Source organism: Streptomyces sp. NPDC091377 (assembly GCF_044757045.1).
Taxonomy (GTDB): Bacteria; Actinomycetota; Actinomycetes; order Streptomycetales; family Streptomycetaceae; genus Streptomyces.
Window position 1 is genome coordinate 534,115 of sequence record NZ_JBIVUE010000003.1, and the last position, 21,921, is coordinate 556,035.

The 21,921-nt window shown below is 72.3% G+C and carries 16 protein-coding genes and 1 pseudogene; 12 read left to right on the top strand and 5 right to left on the bottom strand.

The window, feature by feature from the left end; genetic code table 11:
* Positions 1 to 93: 93 nt before the first annotated feature.
* Positions 94 to 546 (top strand): flavodoxin family protein, encoded by a 453-nt coding sequence (locus ACIQNG_RS10115; protein WP_401431945.1) that lies wholly within the window; start codon positions 94 to 96, stop codon positions 544 to 546.
* Between the two features lie 39 nt (positions 547 to 585).
* Here the strand turns inward: ACIQNG_RS10115 and ACIQNG_RS10120 are convergent, their stop codons facing one another.
* Both ACIQNG_RS10120 and ACIQNG_RS10125 read right to left on the bottom strand, forming a co-directional pair.
* Positions 586 to 1,293: a response regulator gene (locus tag ACIQNG_RS10120; protein ID WP_401431947.1), complete on the bottom strand. Its 708-nt coding sequence runs from the start codon at positions 1,291 to 1,293 to the stop codon at positions 586 to 588.
* Entirely contained in the window at positions 1,290 to 2,945 is a 1,656-nt protein-coding gene (locus ACIQNG_RS10125; protein ID WP_401483766.1) for an ATP-binding protein, read from the bottom strand. Before ACIQNG_RS10125 ends, ACIQNG_RS10120 begins: the two co-directional genes overlap by 4 nt.
* A gap of 593 nt (positions 2,946 to 3,538) precedes the next feature.
* Between ACIQNG_RS10125 and ACIQNG_RS10130 the strand changes: the two genes are divergently transcribed.
* From ACIQNG_RS10130 to ACIQNG_RS10150, 5 genes are all read left to right on the top strand, one after another.
* Positions 3,539 to 4,522, top strand: coding sequence for a Bug family tripartite tricarboxylate transporter substrate binding protein (locus ACIQNG_RS10130; RefSeq protein WP_401432116.1), 984 nt, complete (start codon positions 3,539 to 3,541; stop codon positions 4,520 to 4,522).
* Complete coding sequence (locus ACIQNG_RS10135) at positions 4,519 to 5,058, top strand: tripartite tricarboxylate transporter TctB family protein (RefSeq protein ID WP_401431952.1); 540 nt, start codon at positions 4,519 to 4,521, stop codon at positions 5,056 to 5,058. Before ACIQNG_RS10130 ends, ACIQNG_RS10135 begins: the two co-directional genes overlap by 4 nt.
* 1 nt (position 5,059) lies before the next feature.
* Positions 5,060 to 6,556 (top strand): tripartite tricarboxylate transporter permease, encoded by a 1,497-nt coding sequence (locus tag ACIQNG_RS10140; RefSeq protein WP_401431955.1) that lies wholly within the window; start codon positions 5,060 to 5,062, stop codon positions 6,554 to 6,556.
* Between the two features lie 357 nt (positions 6,557 to 6,913).
* Entirely contained in the window at positions 6,914 to 8,125 is a 1,212-nt protein-coding gene (locus ACIQNG_RS10145) for a serine hydrolase domain-containing protein (protein ID WP_401483768.1), read from the top strand.
* A gap of 30 nt (positions 8,126 to 8,155) precedes the next feature.
* On the top strand, positions 8,156 to 8,614 hold the full coding sequence (locus ACIQNG_RS10150; protein ID WP_401483770.1) for an SRPBCC family protein: 459 nt from the start codon (positions 8,156 to 8,158) through the stop codon (positions 8,612 to 8,614).
* 69 nt (positions 8,615 to 8,683) lie between these two features.
* Here the strand turns inward: ACIQNG_RS10150 and ACIQNG_RS10155 are convergent, their stop codons facing one another.
* Complete coding sequence (locus tag ACIQNG_RS10155) at positions 8,684 to 9,319, bottom strand: hypothetical protein (RefSeq protein WP_401483773.1); 636 nt, start codon at positions 9,317 to 9,319, stop codon at positions 8,684 to 8,686.
* Between the two features lie 307 nt (positions 9,320 to 9,626).
* Between ACIQNG_RS10155 and ACIQNG_RS10160 the strand changes: the two are divergent.
* The 5 genes and pseudogenes from ACIQNG_RS10160 to ACIQNG_RS10180 all read left to right on the top strand — a co-directional run.
* Positions 9,627 to 10,133: pseudogene (locus ACIQNG_RS10160) on the top strand (hypothetical protein); the annotation flags it as partial.
* Between the two features lie 129 nt (positions 10,134 to 10,262).
* Positions 10,263 to 11,654, top strand: a complete 1,392-nt coding sequence (locus ACIQNG_RS10165) for a hypothetical protein (protein ID WP_401483888.1) — start codon at positions 10,263 to 10,265, stop codon at positions 11,652 to 11,654.
* Positions 11,651 to 13,222 (top strand): VWA domain-containing protein, encoded by a 1,572-nt coding sequence (locus ACIQNG_RS10170; protein ID WP_401483775.1) that lies wholly within the window; start codon positions 11,651 to 11,653, stop codon positions 13,220 to 13,222. Before ACIQNG_RS10165 ends, ACIQNG_RS10170 begins: the two co-directional genes overlap by 4 nt.
* 98 nt (positions 13,223 to 13,320) lie before the next feature.
* Complete coding sequence (locus ACIQNG_RS10175) at positions 13,321 to 14,451, top strand: AAA family ATPase (RefSeq protein ID WP_401431968.1); 1,131 nt, start codon at positions 13,321 to 13,323, stop codon at positions 14,449 to 14,451.
* A gap of 32 nt (positions 14,452 to 14,483) precedes the next feature.
* Complete coding sequence (locus ACIQNG_RS10180; protein ID WP_401483778.1) at positions 14,484 to 17,393, top strand: hypothetical protein; 2,910 nt, start codon at positions 14,484 to 14,486, stop codon at positions 17,391 to 17,393.
* A gap of 90 nt (positions 17,394 to 17,483) precedes the next feature.
* Here the strand turns inward: ACIQNG_RS10180 and mgrA are convergent, their stop codons facing one another.
* Entirely contained in the window at positions 17,484 to 18,527 is a 1,044-nt protein-coding gene (gene mgrA, locus ACIQNG_RS10185; protein WP_401483780.1) for an L-glyceraldehyde 3-phosphate reductase, read from the bottom strand.
* Positions 18,528 to 18,638: 111 nt separating this feature from the next.
* The gene (locus ACIQNG_RS10190; protein WP_401483782.1) at positions 18,639 to 20,618 is read right to left on the bottom strand and encodes an ATP-binding protein; all 1,980 of its coding nucleotides are present in this window, start codon (positions 20,616 to 20,618) and stop codon (positions 18,639 to 18,641) included.
* 218 nt (positions 20,619 to 20,836) lie between these two features.
* On the opposite strand from ACIQNG_RS10190, the gene ACIQNG_RS10195 reads away from it, so the two are divergent.
* Positions 20,837 to 21,670 carry an aldo/keto reductase gene (locus ACIQNG_RS10195; protein ID WP_401431977.1) on the top strand — a complete coding sequence of 278 codons (834 nt, stop codon included), beginning with the start codon at positions 20,837 to 20,839 and terminating at the stop codon, positions 21,668 to 21,670.
* Positions 21,671 to 21,921: the final 251 nt, after the last annotated feature.

Below are 21,921 nucleotides of genomic sequence, written 5' to 3' on the forward strand. Positions count from 1 at the left end.
CGTATCGTCCCAGCGCGCGGGGTGATCGACAACGGCCCCGGCCGGGGGAGCACCGTTTGCGCGGGAGCCCCGCCGCGGGGGAAGGTGCCTTGCGTGGCCACCCTCCTGATCGTGCATCACACCCCCTCGCCCCACTGCCAGGCCCTCTTCGAGGCCGTCGTGTCGGGCGCCACGGACCCCGACATCGAGAACGTCAAGGTCGTACGGCGCCCCGCCCTGTCCGCCACCGCCTCCGACGTGCTGGAGGCCGACGGACTGCTCCTCGGCACGCCCGCCAACCTCGGGTACATGTCCGGTGCGCTGAAGCATTTCCTCGACCAGATCTACTACCCCTGCCTGGACAGCACCCGGGGCCGTCCCTTCGGCTACTGGGTGCACGGCGGCAACGACGTCACCGGCGCGGTGCGCGCCATCGAGTCGATCACCACGGGGCTGGACTGGCGGCGGGCCGCCGAGCCGGTCACCGTCACCGGTGAGCCCGCCAAGGGAGATCTGGAGGCGTGCTGGGAACTGGGCGCCACGGTGGCCGCGGGACTCATGGGCTGAGCGCCTGATCCGGTCCCGGGGCTCCCCGTGGGGCCGGTCTCAGCCCCGCCAGCGGTAGCGCCGCTCCGGCCGTCCCGCCACCCCGTACCGCAGCGCCACCTCCGCGCTGCCCGTGGTGTGGAAGTACTCCAGATAGCGGCGGGCGCTGACCCGCGAGACGCCGGTGAGGGTCGCGCACTCGGTCGCGGAGAGGGTGCCCTCGGTGTCGCGCAGGGTGCGCTCGATCAGATCGGCCGTCTCCACGCTCATGCCCTTGGGCAGCCCGCCGGAGGCCGGGACCGAGCCGCCCGACAGCACCCGGTCCACATCGGCCTGGCTGCGCACCACCGTGGTCAGCAGCCGCCCGCGCTGCGCCGCGTACCGCTCCAGCCGGGACTGGAGGTCCTCGAACTCGAAGGGTTTGAGGAGGTAGTCGACCACGCCGTGGCGGACGGCGCCGCGCACGGTGTCCGCCTCCCGGGCCGCGCTGATCACCATCACGTCGCAGTCGTGTCCGGCCGCGCGCAGCCGGGGGATGACGTCGAGGCCGAACCCGTCCGGGAGGTAGAGGTCCAGCAGCACCAGGTCGGGGCGGTGCTCGTCGGCCGCCGCCACCGCCTGCTCGCCGGTGCTGGCGACACCGACGACCCGGAAGGGCGGCACCCGCTCGACGAAGGCCCGGTGCACCCGGGCCACCATGAAGTCGTCGTCCACCACCAGGACGTCCAGAGTCTCCTTCGCGCCGCTCTCCCCATGTGCCCCGCTCATCGTCTGGCTCCTTCCGCCACCGCGTCCGTGAGATGGCTGACCGTCATGCGCGCGGTGAACTCGGCACCCTCGGGGGTGTTGTTCACCGCGACCTCCCCGCCGTGGCGCTCACAGACCAGCCGGGTCAGGGCCAGCCCGATACCGCGCTCGCCCTCGCGGGCGACCTTGGTGGTGAACCCGTGCTCGAAGACCTCGCGGGCCAGCTCGGGGGCGATCCCGGGCCCTGAGTCCCGTACGACGATCTCCACGCTGGACGCGTCCTGGCGGATGTCGACCTCGACCCAGGCGTCCCGGTCCTCGGCCCCGCCCGTCGGGGTGGCGGCGTCCACCGCGTTGTCGACCAGGTTGCCCACCACGGTCGCCACGTCGGCGGCGTCCTCGGGGGTGAGCCGGCCGAGCGCGGTGCCGTCGGAGATCCGCAGACTGACCCGGCGCTCGGCGGCTAGTGAAACCTTGGCCATCAGCAGCGCGGCCACGGCCGTGTCTCGGACCCGGCGGCTCAGGGTGATGTCGAGGGACTGGCGGCGCCGGGTGAGGGCGCGGATGTAGTGCACCACCTCGTCCTGCTCGCCGATCTGGATGAGGCCGGAGATGGTGTGCAACTGGTTGGCGAATTCGTGCGCCTGGGCCCGCAGCAGCTCCGAGGAACTGCGGAAGGAGCCCAGTTCCTGTTCCAGACGGGCCAGTTCGGTGCGGTCACGCAGGGTGGTGACCGAGCCGAGGTGACGGCCGTCCTTGGTGACCGTCATCCGGTTCATGACCAGGACCCGGCCGCCCCGGATGACGACCTCGTCGCGCCGGTCCCCGGGGCCCTCCCGGCCGCCGGTGAGCACATCGCGCAGCCGCCCGTCGATACCGAGCGCGTCGAGCCCCCGCCCCTCGCAGTCCTCGGGCAGATCGAGCAGCCGCCGGCCCACCGCGTTGACCAGCGTCAGCCGGTGCTGGGGATCCAGCGCGACCACGCCCTCGGCGATGCCGTACAGCATGGCCTCCCGGTGCTCGGCCAGCCCGGCTATCTCCCGGGGCTCCAGGCCCAGCGTCTGCCGTTTGACCCGCCGGGCCAGCAGCCAGGACCCGGCCAGCCCCAGCCCGCTGGCGACGCCGAGATAGGCGATGAGGTAGGAGGAAGCGTTGCTCAGCCGTTCCCAGACGGTGGGCGCCTTCTCGCCGATCATGACCGTGCCCAGCACCCGGCCGAGGGTGGCCTCCCGCTCGTCGAGCACCGGTACCTGTGCCACCCGCTCCCGGCCGTCGCCCAGGCTCAGCTCGCCCGACCAGCCGCGGTCCGGCTCGGCGCGGTTCCCGCGCGGCAGCGGGCGGCCGATGGCCGTGGGGTCGGTGGAGCTGACGATCAGGCCGCCGCCGTCGGCGATGGTCACCGAGGTCACCCCGGACTGGGTCTGCGTGGAGTTCACCAGCGGTGCCAGCGCCTCGCGCGGCAGCAGCGGCTCCTCCAGCTGACCGCGGACCAGCGGGGTGGCGGCGAGTTGCTCGGCCAGCGCGGTGACCCGGCGCCCCTCGACCCGGTTGAAGGTCGCCTCGGACTGGGCGAGCGAGACGGCGGCGACCGCCAGCAGCACCATCACGACGATGGCGAGCTGCAGCACCAGCATCTCGCCCGCGAGGGTCTGACGTCGGAACGTGGCGGCCATGGCGGTCTCAACCTCTTGCACGGGACGGTGGGCGGGATGGGCTCGACGGGGCGTCATCTGCGGGGTTGCCCCATGATGGCCGCCAATCGCGCCAGGCAGAAGCACCGATCGGTAACGGGGTGTGACGGGGGGCGGAGGCCAGGCGGGAGGTCGGGCGGGAGGTCGGGCGGGAGGCCGGGCGGGAGGCCGGGCAGGAGGCCGGACCGGAGGTCGGCCAGGCGTGGGCCGAGGGCGGTTCCGGGGTCGGTCCGGGGCCGGGTCGGAGATCGGTGCGGGGTCGGGGCGGAGGTCGGGCCCGGGGGTGGGTCCGGGCCGGATGCGCTCGTGGTCACAAAGACCAAAACCTCCGTTGGTTCCGGAAGCGAGACACCGCGTTTACGTGGGGGCAACATGTGGCCCACGTCACCCGCCCCCACCGGGTCGTTCGCGTGAGTTCTCGTAACGTTCTCCTTCAGTTCAGTTGCTGTTCATTTCGCCTTTCGAATTACGCATTCCTCCCTTTCCGTCCATTCATTGTCTTTTGACTCCGTACGGCGTACCCAGTGCCTCGCACGCGGTGCCCCGTACTCCATAACCGACAGGTGGTGGCACTCGTGCGTCTGCGCACTCCCCTCGCCCTGCTCGGGGCCGCCGTGCTCGTCCTCTTCGGGCCGCCGCTGCTGACCACCGGCAGCGGCGCCGAGACCGGCACACAGATCCCGGGCCTGCGCTTCATGGTCCCCAACACCCCCGGAGGCGGCTACGACATCACCGCCCGCACCGCGGCGAAGAACGCCGAGGACGCCGGACTCACCTCCGGCATCGAGGTGTTCAACCTGCCCGGAGCCGGCGGTACCGTCGGACTGACCCGGCTGGTGAGCGAGCACGGCAACGGCAAGCTCGCCATGTCGATGGGGCTCGGCGTCGTCGGCGCCGTCCGCTCCAACGACGCCCCCAAGACGCTCGCCGACACCACTCCGATCGCCCGGCTCACCGAGGAGCAGGACGTCGTCGTGGTCTCCAAGGACTCGCCGTACAAGACCATCGACGACCTCGTCGACGCCTGGAAGGCCGACCCCGGCAAGCTTCCCGTCGGCGGCGGGTCCTCGCCCGGCGGCCCCGACCACCTCGCCCCGATGCTGATGGCCCAGGCCGCCGGCATCCAGCCGAAGGACGTCAACTACATCCCCTTCGACGGCGGCGGCGAACTCCTCGCCTCCATCCTCGGCAACAAGGTCGCCTTCGGCGTCTCCGGCGTCGGCGAGTACCTCGACCAGATCAAGGCGGGCGAGCTGCGACTGCTCGCGGTCACCGGGCCCGAGCCGGTGGAGGGGCTGGACGCCCCCACCCTCATGGAGGCGGGCTACGACGTGAACTTCACCAACTGGCGCGGCATCGTCGCCCCGCCCGGCCTCTCCGACGCCGAACGCGACAAGCTCGTCCGGCTGGTCGAGGAGCTGCACGACTCACCGGAGTGGCAGAAGTCCATGAAACAGAACGGCTGGGACGACGCCTTCCTCGTCGGTGACGAGTTCGGCGAGTTCCTGGAGGCTCAGGACAAGCGCGTGGTCTCCGTGCTGAAGGAGCTGGGACTGTGACGACACAGACCACCGACACCGCCCAGGGACCCGCCCAGGACCGCCGCTCCTGGTGGCGCGACCACTCCGAACTCGGCGTCTGCGCCCTGCTGCTCGCCCTCGGCGTCCTCGTCCTCACCGACGCCCTCACCATGGACGTCGACATCGCCCAGCGCGGACCCGTCGGCCCGAAGACGGTCCCCATCGCCGTCGGCATCGGGCTGCTGGTCATCGCCGCCCTGCTCGCCGTCGACGTGATCCGCGGCGGCCGGGGCGAGGCCGAGGGCGGCGAGGACATCGACCTGTCGGAGCCCTCCGACTGGAAGACCGTGCTGCTGCTCGGCGGGGTGTTCCTGGGCTCCGCCGTCCTCATCGAGCCGGTCGGCTTCCCCATCGCAGGAGCCCTGCTCTTCTGGGGCGCGGCCTTCGCCCTCGGCAGCCGCCGCTTCGACCGCGATCCACTCATCGCGGCCGGGCTGTCCCTCGTGACGTACGTCCTGTTCAACAATCTTCTCGGAGTGCCGCTGCCCGGTGGTCCGTTGATGGGAGTCCTGTGAGATGAACGCCCTGAACTCCCTGATCGACGGCTTCGGGACCGCCCTGACGCCGATGAACCTCCTCTGGGCCGCCATCGGCGTGCTGCTCGGCACCGCCATCGGCGTCCTGCCCGGCATCGGCCCGGCCATGGCGGTGGCGCTGCTGCTGCCGGTGACGTACGGCCTCGACCCGACCGGCGCGTTCATCATGTTCGCCGGTATCTACTACGGTGCCATGTTCGGTGGATCCACCACCTCGATCCTGCTGAACACACCAGGTGAGAGCGCGGCCGTGGTCGCCGCCATGGAGGGCAACCCCATGGCCAAGTCCGGGCGCGGCGCCCAGGCCCTGGCCGCCGCCGCGATCGGACACTTCACCGGCGGCATCGTCGGCACCATGCTGCTGGTCGCGCTGGCCCCGATCGTCGCGGAACTCGCCGTCGACATCGGCGCCCCGGACTACTTCGCCATCATGGTCCTCGCGTTCATCGCGGTGACCTCGGTCCTCGGCTCCTCCCGGATCCGCGGCCTCGCCTCCCTGCTCATCGGTCTCACCATCGGCCTCGTCGGGCTCGACCAGATGACCGGCCAGCAGCGCCTCACCTTCGGCTCGCTCCAGCTCGCCGACGGCATCGACGTCGTCATCGTCGCCGTGGGTCTCTTCGCCATCGGCGAGGCCCTGTGGGTCGCCGCCCATCTGCGGCGCCGCCCGCACGAGCCGATCCCGGTCGGCCGGCCCTGGCTCGGCAAGAAGGACGTACGACGCACCTGGAAAGCCTGGGCGCGCGGACCGTTCATCGGCTTCCCCTTCGGTGCCATCCCCGCCGGCGGCGCCGAGATACCCACCTTCCTCTCCTACGTCACCGAGAAGCGGCTCTCCAAGCACAAGGACGAGTGGGGCAAGGGCGCCATCGAGGGCGTCGCCGGACCCGAGTCGGCCGCCTCCGCCTCGGCGGCGGGCACCCTCGTCTCCATGCTGACCCTCGGTCTGCCCACCACGGCCGTCGCCGCCGTCATGCTGGCCGCGTTCCAGCAGTACGGCATCCAGCCCGGCCCGCTCCTCTTCGAGCGGGAGCCGGACCTGGTGTGGGGCCTCATCGCCTCACTGTTCGTCGGCATGGTCCTGCTCCTCCTGCTCAACCTGCCGCTCGCCCCGGTCTGGGCGAAGCTGCTGCGCATCCCCCGGCCGTATCTGTACGCGGGCATCATGTTCTTCGCGTCGATCGGTGCGTACGCGGTCGGCGGCGAGGTCATCGACCTGGTGATCCTGCTGGTCATCGGTCTGATCGGCTTCGGTATGCGCCGCTACGGGCTGCCGATCCTGCCCGCCGTCATCGGAGTGATCCTCGGCCCCAACGCCGAGCAACAGCTCCGGCGCGCGCTCCAGATCAGTGACGGCAGCGTGAACGGGCTGGTGAACACCTGGTTCTCGGTGACCGTCTACGCGATCGTCGTCGTGCTGCTGGCCTGGCCCCTGCTGAAGCGGTTCCTCTTCCGCGGAAGGGCGGCGCGTTCCTGACTCCAGGGTGCGACCTCCCATGCCACGCCCCTGGCCTGCCGGCCACTGTCACCCCGTCGTGGGTGGTGACAGTGGCCGGCGCTTGTGCTCGACCACACCGGCGCGGCGATGGCAACGCGGAGGAGACCGTGCCGTCCGTCGCACCCGGCCGCAGGGGTGGAACCTGGCCGGGTGCGTGGTGGGTGGTGCGCGGTACGCGGTGCTCGGCGTCGGGGCGGGGGAGGGGGCGGGGCCGGTCGGGTTCCGGGGTGACCCGACCGTGGGGTTCGCTGGCCCGGATGCAGCAGTTCGGGCGGCCCACGCCCCGGGTGCCAGAAAGGCTGGAGCCGCTTGTGCAGCCCATCTCCAGGAGCGCCGATGCCCTCTCGATCCCTGCCGACCTCCCGCGCCCGGTTCCGGCCGCGGCTGCGGACGGCCCGCCTTCTCGCCGTCTGTCTGACCGTGCTGGTCCCGGCCACGCCCGCCGTCGCGGCCACCTCCCCGTCGCGCGGTGACGACGGCGCGTTGCAGCGCCGGCTGGAGGAACTGGTCCGCGCCCCCGGCGGGCCGCCCGGCGCGATCGCCGTCCTCCAGCGCGGACGGGAGACCCGCGTCGTGCGGGCCGGGATCGCCGACGTCAGGTCCGGCCGGCCACCCTGGCCGGGTGACCACATGAGGATCGCCAGCACGGCCAAGGCGTTCAGCGGGGCCGTGGCCCTCTCCCTGGTGGACCGGGGTGTCCTCGGCCTCGACGACATGCTGCGCGACCGGCTGCCCCAACTGCCCCGCCACTGGGGGTCGGTGACCCTGCGGCAGATGCTCCACCACACCAGCGGGCTCCCCGACTACACCGAGTCGCCCCGGCTGAGGGAGATCCTCACCGAGGATCCCCACCACCGCTTCGACTCACGCCGACTCCTCGACTTCGTCGCCGAGGAACGGCTCCGCTTCCGGCCCGGCGCCCGCTACCGGTACTCCAACTCCGACAACATCGCCGTCGCCCTGATGGCGGAGGCGGCGACCGGGACACCGTACGAGCAACTGCTGCGTGATCTGGTGTACCGGCCGCTCGGGCTGCGCAACACCAGCCTGCCGTCCGGGTACCGGTTGCCCGAGCCCTACCTCCACGGCTACGACGTGAACCCACCGCAGCCCCCGGCCGACATCAGCGAGGCGCTCGGTGCCTCCGGGGTGTGGGCGTCCGGCGGTATGGTCTCCACCCCGGCCGACCTGACCCGCTTCATCCGGGGTTATGTGTCGGGAGCGCTGTACGACCAGCGTCTGGTGCGGGAACAGCACGCGTGGATCGCCGGTGCGTCCGAGCCCGCCGGGCCGGGCGACAACACGGCGGGCCTCGCCCTGTACCGGTACTCCACCCGCTGCGGGGTGGTCCTGGGGCACACCGGCAACTTCCCCGGCTACACCCAGCTGATCGCCGCCACCCCGGACGGACAGCGCTCCCTGACCTTCTCCGTCAGTTCCCAGATCAACCAGAGCCTCGCCCCCGAGCGGCTGCGCGAGCTGCGGGACGTCCAGGAGGACTTCGTCTGCGCGCTGCTCGGTGACGGGACAGCGGAGGGGAAGGGGTGATGACCGGCGGCTTCGGCCTGGGGTGGCCTCATGCGGACGACGCGGGTGTCCCGTCACATGAACGCCGCGCCCGCGGTCGTCTACCGCGCGCTGCTCGACCCGGAGGCCGTCGCACGCTGGCGGGTGCCGGACGGCATGCGCAGCGAGGTGCACGCGTTCGAGGCGCGCGAGGGTGGCAGGTTCCGGGTCTCACTGACGTACGACAGCCCGGCCGCGACGGGCAAGTCCGGCGCGCGCAGGGACACGTATCACGGTCGTTTCGTCCGGCTCGTACCGGACGAGCGGGTGGTCGAGGTCATCGAGTTCGCGTCCGACGACCCCGCTGTGCGTGGTGCGATGACGATGACGACCACGCTGGTTCCCGCGGGCGACGGGACCGAGGTGGTCGTCCTGCATGAAGGGCTGCCCGACGCGGTGCCTGTCGCCGACAACGAGACGGGCACGCGCATGGCGCTCGACCGACTGGCCCGGCTGGTGGAATCGGCGTAGCGCCCGCCCGGTCCACGGCCTTCGCGTCCCCGCGCCTTCGCGGGCTGTGCCTTCGCGCACGTCCCGCGGCTACTTCACCTTCCCCGTGAAGATCGCCGTGTCCATCTCGTAGTCGGGGGACACCTCCACCTGGAGCAGCGACTCCTTCTTCGGCAGTTCGCAGCCCCAGGTCACGGAGAGGGACCGGCCCGCGAGAACCTGCGTGTCGGGGAACCCGTCGATCCCCTCGTCGAAGACGATCTCGCTCTCCTTCCCGTCCTGGCCGTAGGCGCAGCTCACCGTCATCGAGGTCGGATCGAGCGTGCTGTCGGACGAATTCACGATCTTCACCGTGAATTTGATGTACGGGGTGTTCTCCGGCGAGGCGTACTCGCCGGAGACCTCGCGCTGGAACGACGACAGACTGATCTGGACGTCGCTGTCGTACGTCATGGTGTCGTCGAGCGAGAGTACGCCGTCGTCGGTGCTCTCGGCGGCCGGCTCCGAGCCCTCGTCGGCCCCCTCCGCCGCGTCCTCGGCGCCGACCGTCTTGGTGACGGTGACCGTCGGCGCGGCCTTCGCCTCGCCGTCCCCGCCCGCGCTGAGGGCGACGCCCGTGATGACGACCGCCGCGACGACCGCGGCGGCCGATCCGATGATGACGGCGTTCGTCCGGCTCTTCTTCGGCGGCTGCGATCCCGGCGGCTGCGGCGGGAAGCCCGGCATGGGGGGCTGGTGGTGGGGGTGTTGCTGGGACTGCGGGTGCGGGTGCGGGTGCTGATGAGGGTGTGGCTGTGGCTGTGGCTGGTGCTGTGGATGGTGCGTGCCGTCGTAACTCATGGTCCCCCCAGGGGTGGTGCGGAAAGGGCCATGATCCCCTGCGTTGGAGGGCATGTGGGCACGTCGTGATGAAAGTGTGTCCTGGGGTGGAGCGTCGCAGGTCAGGGGCGTTGTCAGTGGCCCTCGATAGATTCTTTGACGTTCCCGCCGATCCGGCGAGATACATCCCCGTGTGCGTAAAGGAGATGGTGCGTTGTCGGCCTGGGAGAAGTCGAGCACCGCCAGGGTGATCCCGCCCGCGCGGCCACGCAAGCTCGCGAAGGTCCCGTTCGTCGAACTCGCCGACGGACGTCTCCAGGGGGTGGTGTCCAGCGGATCGGACATCGGGCGGGTGTATGTGTCCTCGATCGAGACAGGGACGTACGCGTTCGCGTGCAGCACCAACAACAACCGTCCGTGCGGCGGCGCCCGGGGCTCGTTCTGCAAGCACATCGGGGCGCTCATCGACGAGGCCGTGCGCCAGTACGGAGTCGACCGTGTCGCCCGCTATCTGCGGGTCGAACCGGTGAAGGGCACCGACCCGAGCGAGATCGACGCGGCCCACCTCGGGTACGTCATGACCCGCACCCGGCCCGGACAGGCCGACGCCAAGGCCGCCGCGGCCGTCTTCAGCCGGTTCCTGCGCCACCTCGCCTACCTCGAACTCGCCCCCGCGACCAGGCCGTTGCCCGAGATGCAGTGGTTCCCGCCGACCCGCTCCCAGACGGCGGGACCGAGCGACAACGCGGAGACGACCGCAGGGACGGCGACGGCTGCGGGGACGGCGACAGCCGCGGGGGCGGGAACGGTTCCGGGGGCGGGAACGGTCGCGGGCGCGGTGCCCGGGGCGGTGACCGGAGCGCACGGTGACCCGATCGACGGGCTGGACGAGGCACTCGCCGCCGTCGACGCCTTCGACCGGGCCCTGTGCGGCGGACTGCTCAGGCCCCGCCCCGACGAGGCCGACGCCCTCACCGCGTTCGCCGCGTCCCTCACCGGCACCCCGCTGGCCACCCGGGTCGCCGAGGCGGCCGAGAAGGCGGCGGCCGGTGCCGCGAGCGAGGACCACTTCCTGACCCTCGCCGCCGCCCGCACCGCGCTCCTCGGCGCCGTCCACGACGCGGTCCTCCTGCGCGCCGACGAGATCGCGGGCCGTTCGCGCACCGACGCGGACACCACGGCGGAGGCCACCGGGGCCGCCGCGGTCCCTGTGCTCGCCGCCGCCCGCTCCTGGCTCGGCGACCTGGTGCGTGCCGGCTGGCAGGGCATCGACCACGAGATGATCTCCGGGGCCGCCCAAGTGGTCTCCGCGATGCTCCCGAACCCGGAACTGCGCCGCCTCGCCACCCTCCTGGACGGCTTCGCCGCCGAACTCGCCGCGTCCTGCCCCGGCGCCACCCTGGAGCGCGTCCCGGCCCGCCGCTGGGGCGACCTCTGGTCCCGCGCCATGCTCCTGACCGTGCCCGGCGCCGCCGAGCCCGCGCTGACCGGCACCGCGACGGGACGGCTGCTGCCCCTCGGAGTCGACGTCCATGAACACTCCACGGCCGCTCAGGCCCAGGTGCACGCCGTCCTCGAACCCGCCGACGGCTCCCCGCCCCGGCTGGTGCGGGCCGCGGTCTCGGTGCCCAGGCCGGACACGGTCGTCGGCGCAGGCGTCTGGCAGTTGATGCGCCCCCACATGTCACTGCTGGCCGCCGTGAGCGAGGGCCGGTCGATGCAGCTGACCGACATGCCGGTCACCGCCGAGGGCGACCTGATCTGGAGCGACGAGCACGCGAGCGCCGGTGCGCCCGCCGACGCCTTCGCGACCGCCCGCGTCGCCCTGCCGACCGCCGCCGTCGCGCCCACGGCGGCCCTGGACCGGCATCCGGCCCGCATCGCCGTCCCTGTCTTTCTGGAGGGGTACGGCACCGCGGGCGGCGGCGAGGAGGAACTGACCTTCACCGTGGCCGGTACCCCGCTCGGCGTGGACACCGACCGCATCCCGACGGCGGGCCCGCTCACCCCGGAGGCCGTCGCCGCCTCCAAGGCGTGCATCGCGCTGCTGCGCTGGGACGCCGGGGCGTTCCGCGTCCAGCCGCTCGCGGTGGAGGCGACCGTACGGCGGAAGAACGTCGCCGTGCACGCCGGAGGATGGGCGGGCGGCACCACCGACCGCAACGGGGTCAAGGCCGAGAAGGCCGCGACCGACTCCGTGGCGGCGCTGCGCGAGCGCGCGGGAAGGCTGCTGCGGAAATGAGCGACCCCATCGACACCGCCGCGACCGGCGGACCGGGCCCGGACGCCCATGCCCATGCCCACGCCCACGTCCACGCCGCCGGCACGGACGGCACAGGCGCCGTAGACGCCACGGACAACACAGGCGGCGCAGACCTCCACGACAACCGACGACAGGTGCTCTACTGGCGGCTCCTCGCCCGTCTCCTCGACCATGACGAGCAGGCCACGCTGGAGTCGGCGAGCCTCGCCGTGGTCGAGGACATCGGACTGCCGCCCGCACTGCTGGACCCCCAGGCGTCCGTCGACTCGATCGTCCAACGGCACCCGGACCTGGCGGACGAATTCGACGGACTCATGGTGCCGGGAGCGGGAGCCGAGGCGGACCTCGCGGAGGACGGAGCCCATGACCCGTCCGGGGACGGAGCCGGTGACGGGCGCGATCGCGCGGCCGAGGTGCGGCGCGCGGCCCTGGTCTCCAAGGTGCTGCTCAACGTCTTCGCCACCGGCGCCGGTACGGTCACCGCCGGACAGCTCGCCCGCTGGCAGGCCGACGTCGGCTGGCTGGAGCGGGCGCTGGGCTGCCGCCCCGGCCAACTGCGCGGCGGACGGACGTCCGGAGGGAGCGCCGCGGGCCCCGGGGTGAGCCCGACCGGCACGGGCTTCGGCGGTGCCACGCCCGACCTGAGCAACCTCGTCCCCGCCATCGGCCCCGAACTGGGCGCGCTGGAGGCCGACCTGGTCAAGCGGATGCGCCTGCGCGAGGTCCTCGCCGACCCCCAGCTCGCCGCACAGCTCACCCCCAGCATGTCCCTCATCGAGCAGTTGCTGCGGGACAAGGGCAATCTGTCCGGTGTGGCCCTCGCCAACGCCAAGGACCTGATCCGCCGCTTCGTGGACGAGGTCGCGCAGGTGCTGCGCACCCAGGTCGAGAAGGCCACGGTCGGCACCATCGACCGGTCGGTCCCGCCCAAGCGGGTCTTCCGCAACCTCGACCTCGACCGCACCATCTGGAAGAACCTCACCAACTGGAGCCCGGAGGAGGAGCGGCTCTACGTCGACCGGCTCTACTACCGGCACACCGCGCGCAAGACGACACCGCAGCGGCTGATCGTGGTGGTGGACCAGTCGGGCTCGATGGTCGACTCGATGGTCAACTGCACCATCCTCGCCTCCGTCTTCGCCGGACTGCCCAAGGTCGACGTCCACCTCATCGCCTACGACACCCAGGCACTCGACCTCACCCCCTGGGTGAGCGACCCCTTCGAGACCCTGCTGCGCACCAACCTCGGCGGCGGCACCGACGGCACGGTCGCCATGGCGCTGGCCCAGCCGAAGATCGCCGAGCCGCGCAACACCGTGGTGGTGTGGATCTCCGACTTCTACGAATGGCGCACCGAGCAGCTCTTCGAGTCCATGGCGGCGATCCATCGCTCCGGGGCGAAGTTCATCCCGGTCGGCTCGGTGACCAGTTCCGGGCGCGGCAGCGTGAACCCCTGGTTCCGTGAGCGGTTCAAGGACCTCGGGACGCCGGTGATATCCGGGCACATCCGCAAGCTGGTCCAGGAGCTGAAGTCGTTCCTCACCTGAGCGACCCCGCTCCCCGGGGCGACAGCCACATTCCTCCGCCCGTATCTCTCTTGCTTCAGCACTTCCCGTCCCCAGCACTTCCTTCAGAAAGGCATGCCATGTCCGACCTGCTGCGCGCTCCCGCCGAGATCAAGTTCGCCGAGGAGCTGGACTGGCTGGAGTCCGTGGACGACAACCCCAAACCGTTCTCGTGGCGGCTGTCGCCGAAGATGGTCCGGCTGTTCATCCTCGGCTCGGAGCGCGCCGACGGGCTCGACCGGAAGATCTCGCAGAAGTGGTTCGGCGACCGCAGCTTCGTCGAGCGCTCCATCGTCACCCTCGCCTCCGACCGGGGACTGCTGCTGATCGGCGACCCGGGCACCGGCAAGAGCTGGCTGGCCGAGCTGCTCTCCGCCGCGATCTGCCGCAACTCCACCCTGGTGGTGCAGGGCACGGCGGGTACCACGGAGGACCAGATCAAGTACTCCTGGAATGTGTCGATGGTGATCGCGAAGGGTCAGTCCCGGGAGTCGATGATCCCCTCGCCGATCATGACCGCGATGGAGGCCGGGGTCATCGGCCGCTTCGAGGAGCTGACCCGCTCCACCAGCGATGTCCAGGACGCGCTCATCTCGATCCTGTCGGAGAAGTACATCTCCGTGCCCGAACTCGGCAGCGACACGAGCGACAACAGCGACAACATCGTGTTCGCCAAGCCCGGCTTCTCCATCATCGCCACCGCCAACAGCCGCGACCGGGGGGTCAACGACCTGTCGTCCGCGCTCAAGCGCCGCTTCAACTTCGTCCGCATCCCGGTCGTCACGAACAAGAAGAGCGAGGCGGAGATCGTCCGCTTCCGCACCGAGGAACTGCTGCGCCGCCATCAGATAGAGCTGGACGTGCCGCCGACCCTGCTCGACGTGCTGCTCCAGAGCTTCGCCGACCTGCGCGCCTCCGCCGCCGCGGCCGGCAGCGACGACGAGAAGCTGGAGTCCGCGCTCTCCACCGCCGAGCAGATCGGCGTCCTGGAGGACGCCATCCTGCACAGCAACTTCTTCGGTGAGCGCGCCCTGACCGCCCACGCCCTCGCGTCCTCGCTCGTCGGATCGCTGGCCCGGCGCGCGCCGGAGGACCTGGCCATCCTCAACAAGTACCTCCACGGGGTGGTCGAGCCGCGCAGCAAGGAAGAGGGCGGCTCCTGGCCGGAGTTCCTGGAGGGCGGACGCGACACGATCGCCACCCTCTCCTGACCACCGCCGAGGAGGAGAACAGGGACCACCCCATGAACCAAGCCACGACCCACCAAGACGCCACCCAGCAGAACACCACCCCGGACACCGGCCCGACCCACGGCGACCGGCGCCACCACTCCGCACCCCCGAGCGGCGACAGCACCTTCACCGCGCTGCGCGGCCAACTCCAGGAGGCCGCCACCGCCTTCGCCGACGGCCCCGACGCGCTGGAGCGGATCCTGCTCGGCATCGTGGACGACGTCGACCGCGCGGTCCGCGAACCGCTGGAGATCTTCCCGGTCTGCCACCACTCGCCCGCCTCGGCCGTCGCCATGGCCCGCAGACTGCGCGAGAAGCAGCCGAAGGTGGTCTACCTGGAGCTGTGCGAGGACATGGCCCCGCTCCTGACCGAGCTGCGCAACTGCAAGCTCCCGGTGGCCGTCCAGGCGTTCGCCAGCGAGGTCGACGGCTTCCCCGCCGACTGGTCGCCGCTGTCGGTGGTCGCCCCGATCACCGAGGCGTCCGCCGAGTACCAGGCGATCGCCTACGCGCTGGACACCCCCGGTGTCGAACTCGTCCTGGTCGACCGTTCCTCGGACCACGTCTTCCAGTGGGACCGACGGGAGAACGGCGCCCCGGACACCCCCGAGGCACAGCAGACCCCGCAGACGCAGGACCCACCGGACGCGCAGAGCGACGCCAAGCTCCACGGGGACGCCGTCGGCGTCGAGATCGGCGACCTGCGCCCGCGCTTCGCCGAACTGGAGGAGCATCTGCTGCGCCACGGCCGGGTACGGCACTGGTCCGAGTGGTGGCACCAGTACGTGGAACTGCCCCTGGGCGACAGCGACCACGACACCTACCGGCAGGTCATGCTGCTGATCGGCAGCCTCTTCCGGCGCCTGGCCCCCGGCGACCCGCACCGTGTCCACGTGGACGAGGACCGCGAGCGCTACATGTGGACCAGGATGCGCGAGCACCTCGCCGCGAGCGGCACGGACCCCGCCGAATGCCTCTATGTGTGCGGCGCGTTCCACGCGGCCAGCCGCGTCGCGGAGTTCGGCGTGGACGGCTCGGACACCTTCGAGATCAGCCCCCGTACGGCCACCACCTGGCGGCACGGGCTGATCCCCTCCAGCCACACGGCGATCGAGGCACAGTTCGGCCTGGCCGGCGGCTCGGTGTCGATCGCCGCGACGGTCTGGGCGAAGAACCTGAAGCGGACCGGGATCAAGCCCTTCCGGCTGGAGGGCCAGGCCGGCACCAAGAAACCCGGCAGGGCCAGGAAGACGGCGGCCCCCGCCCCGGTGCCGCAGACCCGGGCGGCGGACCGGCTGACCGGCTTCCTCCAGCGCCCGCCCGTCCTGGACCGCCTGGACGAGGCCGAACTCCTCGGCTGGTCCGTGGACATCGTGCGCGCCGCCCGCCGCAACGGCTACCTCGCCTCCACCGCCGACGCCATCGCCGTCTTCGAGACGTCGATCCTGCTGGCCGGGATGCGCGACCGGGCCAGGCCGACGCCGTACGACTTCCAGGACGCCGCCGTCACCTGCATCGAGAAGGAGGCCGTCCCCGGGCGGCGCGATGTGCGCCGGCTCGTCGAGATCATGATGGGCGGCGACCGGATCGGGCAGGTCGGCTACGACGCCCTGCCACCGCTCGCCCGTGAGGTGCACGACCGGCTCGAACCGCTCGGCCTGCCCCTGCAGCAACGCGGTGTCAAACGGGCACTGCTGGACATCGCGTCCCGGCCGGAGCTGCGCGGCTGCTCCGACGTGCTGTGGATGCTGAGCCATCTGATGCCGCAGGGCGCGGCCCGCCCCATCATGGGCGAGCGCGGACTGGGCGAGGAACCCATCCAGGAGTCCTGGGACCTGGCCCTCGGCACCCACCAGCGCGCGCTCATCGAGCTGGGCTACGAGGGCGTGAGCATCGAGCAGGTCCTCGAACAGCGGCTGCGGCGCCGGGCCTACAACCCCCGGGCGACGGCGGCGACCGTCCTCGAAGCCGTCGAGGACGCCACCCGCTTCCTGCGCAGCCGCCGCCTCGCCGACGAACTGGGCACCCGCGCGCTGGAGGTGCTGTCGGGCGAGCGCAGTGTGGACGGGGCGCCGGAGGTGCTGCGCCGGGTGCGCCGACTCCTCGCGTACTACCGCACCAGTGAGCCGGTGCTGCCGACCTGGATCGAGTCGTTCGCCAAGACGGGGTACGCGCACTACTGCACCCTGCTGCCGACCGCGTTCACCGACGAGGAGGCGGGTGTCCGCCAGGTCGCCGCGATGCTGGGCTTCCTGTTCAGCATGGAGAGCCTGGCCCTGTCCCTGGGCTGCGACCGCGCCCAGCTCGAACTGGCCGTCGCCCAGTCCCACCCCGAGGACCAGCCGAAGACGGCCCTGCTGTGGGCCGCCCAGACCCAGCTCGGCACCCTCGGCCGTGAGGAACTGCGCGCCCGCGTGGAGGCACTTCTCGCCAACCCGCTGGTCGTGCCCTCCTACCCCCGCTACCTCAGCGGTTTCCTGCACGCCCTGGAGCCGGTCCCGGCGCTGACCGACTTCGTCGTGGAGGCGGTGTCCAACGCGTTCGCGCGGCTGCCCGACCCCGTCCTGCTGCCCTGGCTGCCGAGCCTGATCACCACCCTGCGCGCGGACGGCGCCGAGTTCGCGCCCCTGCTGATCAAGGAGGCGGGCCGGATCTTCCCGGGCCGGCTGGGAGCCCTGGACACCTGGGTGCCGCCATGGCGGGAGGAGCGGCGGCAGAGCACCGCGAACCGCGCGGCGGGACCGGCCACCGGCGCGGCGGCACTTCTCACGGCCCACCCGGCGGCCTGCGACGCGGTCGCGGCGCTCCTGGGCTGCGACGACCCCTGGGTGACCCCGGCCCCGGCGGCACCCGGCGCGGTGCTGCTGACCCGCCACCCGGAGACCGCCGAGAGCGTGGCGGCGCTGCTGGCCCGCGCCTGACCCACGACGGCCGCCCGGGAACCGACCTCCATGGTTCCGGGGCGGCCGGTCGGTGCGCCTGGAGCGGTACGTACGGCGCAAGGGCCGGGCTCAGCCCAGGGTGCCGAGGCGGGCCTCCTGCCACAGGTCGACGCCGCCGTCCGTCGCGTACTGGTCGATCTCGGCCAGTTCCTCGGCGCTGAAGTCGAGGTTCTCCAGCGCGGCCACGTTCTGCTCCAACTGCTCGACCCGCGAGGCGCCGATCACCAGCGAGGTGACCCGCTCGTCGCGCAGCGCCCAGGCCAGGGCCATCTGGGCGAGGGTCTGGCCCCGGCGGGTGGCGAGGTCGTCGAGCGCGCGCAGCCGGCGCCGCATGTCCTCGGTCAGCCAGCCGGTGTCGAAGGACTTGTCCTGCGCGGCACGCGAGTCCTGGGGGATGCCGTCGAGATAGCGGCCGGTCAGCAGCCCCTGGGCCAGCGCGGTGAAACCGATCACCCCGAAGCCCTCCTCCTGCGCGGTGTCGAGCAGCCCGTCGGTCTCGATCCAGCGGTTCAGCATGTTGTACGACGGCTGGTGGATGAGCAGCGGGGTGCCCAGCTCACGCAGGATCGCCACGGCCTCGCGGGTGCGCTGGGCGTCGTAGGAGGAGATGCCGACGTAGAGCGCCTTGCCCTGGCGGACGGCGGTGTCGAGCGCGCCCATCGTCTCCTCCAGCGGCGTGGTCGCGTCGAGGCGGTGGGAGTAGAAGATGTCGACGTAGTCCACGCCCATCCGGCCGAGGGACTGGTCGAGCGAGGCGAGCAGGTACTTGCGGGAGCCGCCGCCCTGACCGTAAGGGCCGGGCCACATGTCCCAGCCGGCCTTGGTGGAGATCACCAGTTCGTCCCGGTAGGGCGCGAGGTCCTGCCGCATCAGCCGGCCGAAGTTCAGCTCCGCGGCGCCGTAGGGCGGCCCGTAGTTGTTGGCCAGGTCGTGGTGGGTGATCCCGAGGTCGAAGGCGCGCAGGGCGAGCGCCCGCTGGGACTCGAAGGACGTGTCGTCCCCGAAGTTGTGCCAGTAGCCCAGGGAGAGCAGGGGCAGATCGAGCCCGGAACGGCCGGTGCGGCGGTAGCGCATGGTGCCGTCGTAGCGGCCGGGGTCGGCGACATGGTTCATCGGAAGGTCTCCGGGGGTGGTGCCGTGCGGGAGGCCCCGCCGGGATCGAGGGGCGTGTGCTCACAGTGCCTTCACGTGATCGTGAAGTCCAACCGTTCCCGCTCATCGTATTCAGCGACACGGTTTCTGAATCCGGGGGTGCGAGGTGGGTGAACACGACGAAGAGGCATCGTCCCGCGCCGAGCCCGCCCGGCCCCGCTCGATGTCGGTGACCAACTGGCGCAACGCCCGGCCGCCCAGGGGTTCGGGGAGTCCGGCGTCCAGCCCGGCGAGCGCCCGCCGGGCGCGCTGCCGGGCCCGGGCGGTGCGGCCCAGTCTGCGGTCCACCAGGGCCCGGGCGTGCCGGGCCACGAGACGGGCCCACGCGTCGTCGCGGATGCCGGGCGCCGCGAGGGCGCGCCGCGCCGCCCGACGGGCCGCGCCCGGATCGCGTCCGGCCAGCGCGATCGCGGCGGCGGCCCGGCTGACCGCACCCGGCGGCCCGTCCGGCGCACCGGCCGGGACCACCTCGGCCGCCGCCTCGAAGTGCCGGGCGGCCGTGAGGGGATCCCCCTCGCGCAGCGCCAGCAGGCCCTCGACGTGCGAGATCCGCCCGACGGACGCGGCATCCCCGAGCCGTACCGCCCGGGGCCAGGCATGGCCGAGCAGGGTACGGGCGGTGTCGGGGTCCTCGGCCGCGCACAGCCAGGCCGCGAGCACCCGCGCCCGTACCGCCGCCGGCCCCTCCGGCTCGCACAGCGGCAGCAGCCTCAGCACATAGGACCGGCCCTCCGTGCCACGGCCGTAGACCACCCACCAGAACCACAGCCGGACGACGGCCTCCAGCGCGGTCTCCGCGTGCGCGGGCTGGCTGAAGGCGTGCCGGATCATGGCCGTGACGTCGGCCTCGTCGTCCAGCACCACCCGCGCGGCACCGCTCTGGTCACCGCGGTCCCACAGTTCCCCGGCGACGGTGGCGACGCTGCGGCAGTGCACCATCCGGCGCTCGGCCGCCACCGCGAACTCACCGACCGCGCGCAGCCGATCCAGACCGAACTCGCGGGCCGCCCGGTTCATCCGGTAACGCGGCCCGCGCACCCCGCCCGCCGGCTCGACGGGCTCAAGGACCCCGAGCGCCGCGAGTCGGGCGAGAGCGGCCGGCACCCGCACCGGTTCGACACCGCCGCCCGCGCACAGGAACACCGCCGCGTCCTCGGCGAACGCGCCCGCGAACATGCTCACCCGCGCCCACACCATTCGCTCCGCGCGCTCGCACAGCTCGTATCCCGCGCCGACCGAATCGCGCAACGACCGCTTGCGTCGCCGACCGGGAACGGGCGCGTCGAGCCAGCACTGGCCGTGCGCGATCAGTTCGGCCAACTCGGCGAGAGGGTGGCGGGTGGTCTGGTGGGCGGCGAGTTCGATGGCGAGGGGATTGCCGTCCAGGGCCGCGCAGATCCCGGCTACGGTCCGCAGATCGCTGTCCGTGCCGATGCTCGGGCGGGCCCGCGCCACGAACAACTCGACCGCGGGGCCGCCACCCGGTGCGCCCTCGGGGGAGTCGACGGCGAGCGGACCGGGCCGCAGCACCTGTTCGGCACCGAGACCGAGGGGGCGGCGGGAGGTGACGAGGACGCGCAGCGCCGGGACGGCCGTCAGCAGCCGCTGGACCAGCCGGACACACTCACCGTGGACGGCGTCGACCCCGTCGAGGAGCAGCAGCACGGGCAGCGGGTGCAGCGGGGTTTCGCCGGCCGTGAACGGCGCTGCCTGGTCCGTCGTACGCGACGACACCTCGGGCTCCGGGCGGGCCGACGGACAGGCGATGCCCAGCGCCTGGGAGGCCGCGGCGCTCAGACTTCCGTCCACGGCCGTACCGTCCCCGATCCACCGCAGCCGTACCACCCGCTCCCACGGCGGGTCCGGCACCGTGCCGGGGACCGCGGCGGCCAGCGCGCTCTTGCCGACGCCCGCCCCGCCCGCCAGGGTCACCAGACGGTGCCGGGCCAGCAGCAGCCGCAGGTCCGCGGCCTCCCGCTCCCGGCCGATCAGCTCGCCGTCCGCCCCGCCCGGGGACAGGGGCGGCCCGTCGTCACCACCGCTCGCCCACACTGCCCGCTCCCCGTCGTACGTCCGTGTGTGCCCCGCTCGTTGGTGCGCAGAACCGTCACTGCAACGAGGTCACGGCAAGCTCAACGCGCCGCCGGTGCGCGGGGTGGCGCCGGTGCGCGCCGGATCACACCACGCGACGAACGCTCGAACGCCCGTACCGGCACCTCGCCCGCATCCCGGCTGCTAGCGTGCCGACCGGGCCAAGGGGGCGATCAAGCATGACGACGACTACATTTCGCATCGGCGGGGATCTACGGGTGGACCGGCTCGGCTTCGGAGCGATGCATCTGCCGACCGAACCGGCGGCGGACCGCGAGAACGCGCTGGCGGTGGCGAGACGGGCCGTCGAACTGGGCGTCACCCTGATCGACACGGCGTACCTGTACGGCTGGGGCGCCAACGAGGAACTCCTCGCCGAGGCCCTCCACCCCTACCCGGACGGGCTGCTCGTGACGACCAAGGTCGGTGTCGCCCGCCCCGCGGGCGAGTGGGCGCTCGACGGACGCCCCGAGGCACTGCGCGAGCAGGTCGAGCAGGCGTTGCGACGGCTGCGCACGGAACGCGTCGAACTGCTCCAGCTCCATCGCGTCGATCCACAGGTCCCGCTCACCGACCAGATCGGCGCGCTGCGGGAGCTGCGCACCGAGGGCAAGATCGGCCGGATCGGTCTGTCCGAGGTGAGCGTCGCCGAACTGGCCGAGGCGCGCGCGGTGACCGAGATCGCCAGTGTGCAGAACCGGTACAACCTGCTCGATCGCGAGTACGAGCCCGTCCTCGCGGCGTGTGAGGAGGCGGGCATCGCGTTCCTGCCGTGGCGTCCGGTCGCCTGGGGCGCGACCGGGGCCCACGCCGAGATCGCGGCCGTCGCCGCGGAGACGGGCGCCACGCCGACCCAGATCGCCCTCGCCTGGCTGCTCGGCCACTCACCCGTCATCCTCCCGATCCCGGGCACGGCCCGCATCGAGCACCTGGAGGAGAACGTGGCGGCGACCGAGATCCGGCTGACACCGGAGCAACGGGACCGACTGGACTGGCTGACGGCGGAGGACTGACACACCCTCGCGCCGGGACGCCCGCCGACCGGGTCGGTCCTGGTGGCTGCGGCTGTGCCACCGGCGCCTTGATGGGTTCGCCCCGCTGGCCGGGTGGGTCTCGGTGGCTGCGGCTGTGGCCCCGGCGCCCCGATGGGTTCGCCCCGCTTCCGGTGGCTGCGGGTGTATGCCCCGGCGCCTCAATGGGCTCGCCCCGCTCCCGGTGGCTCCGGCTGTGGCCCCCGGCGCCCCGACGGGCCCGCCCGTCGACC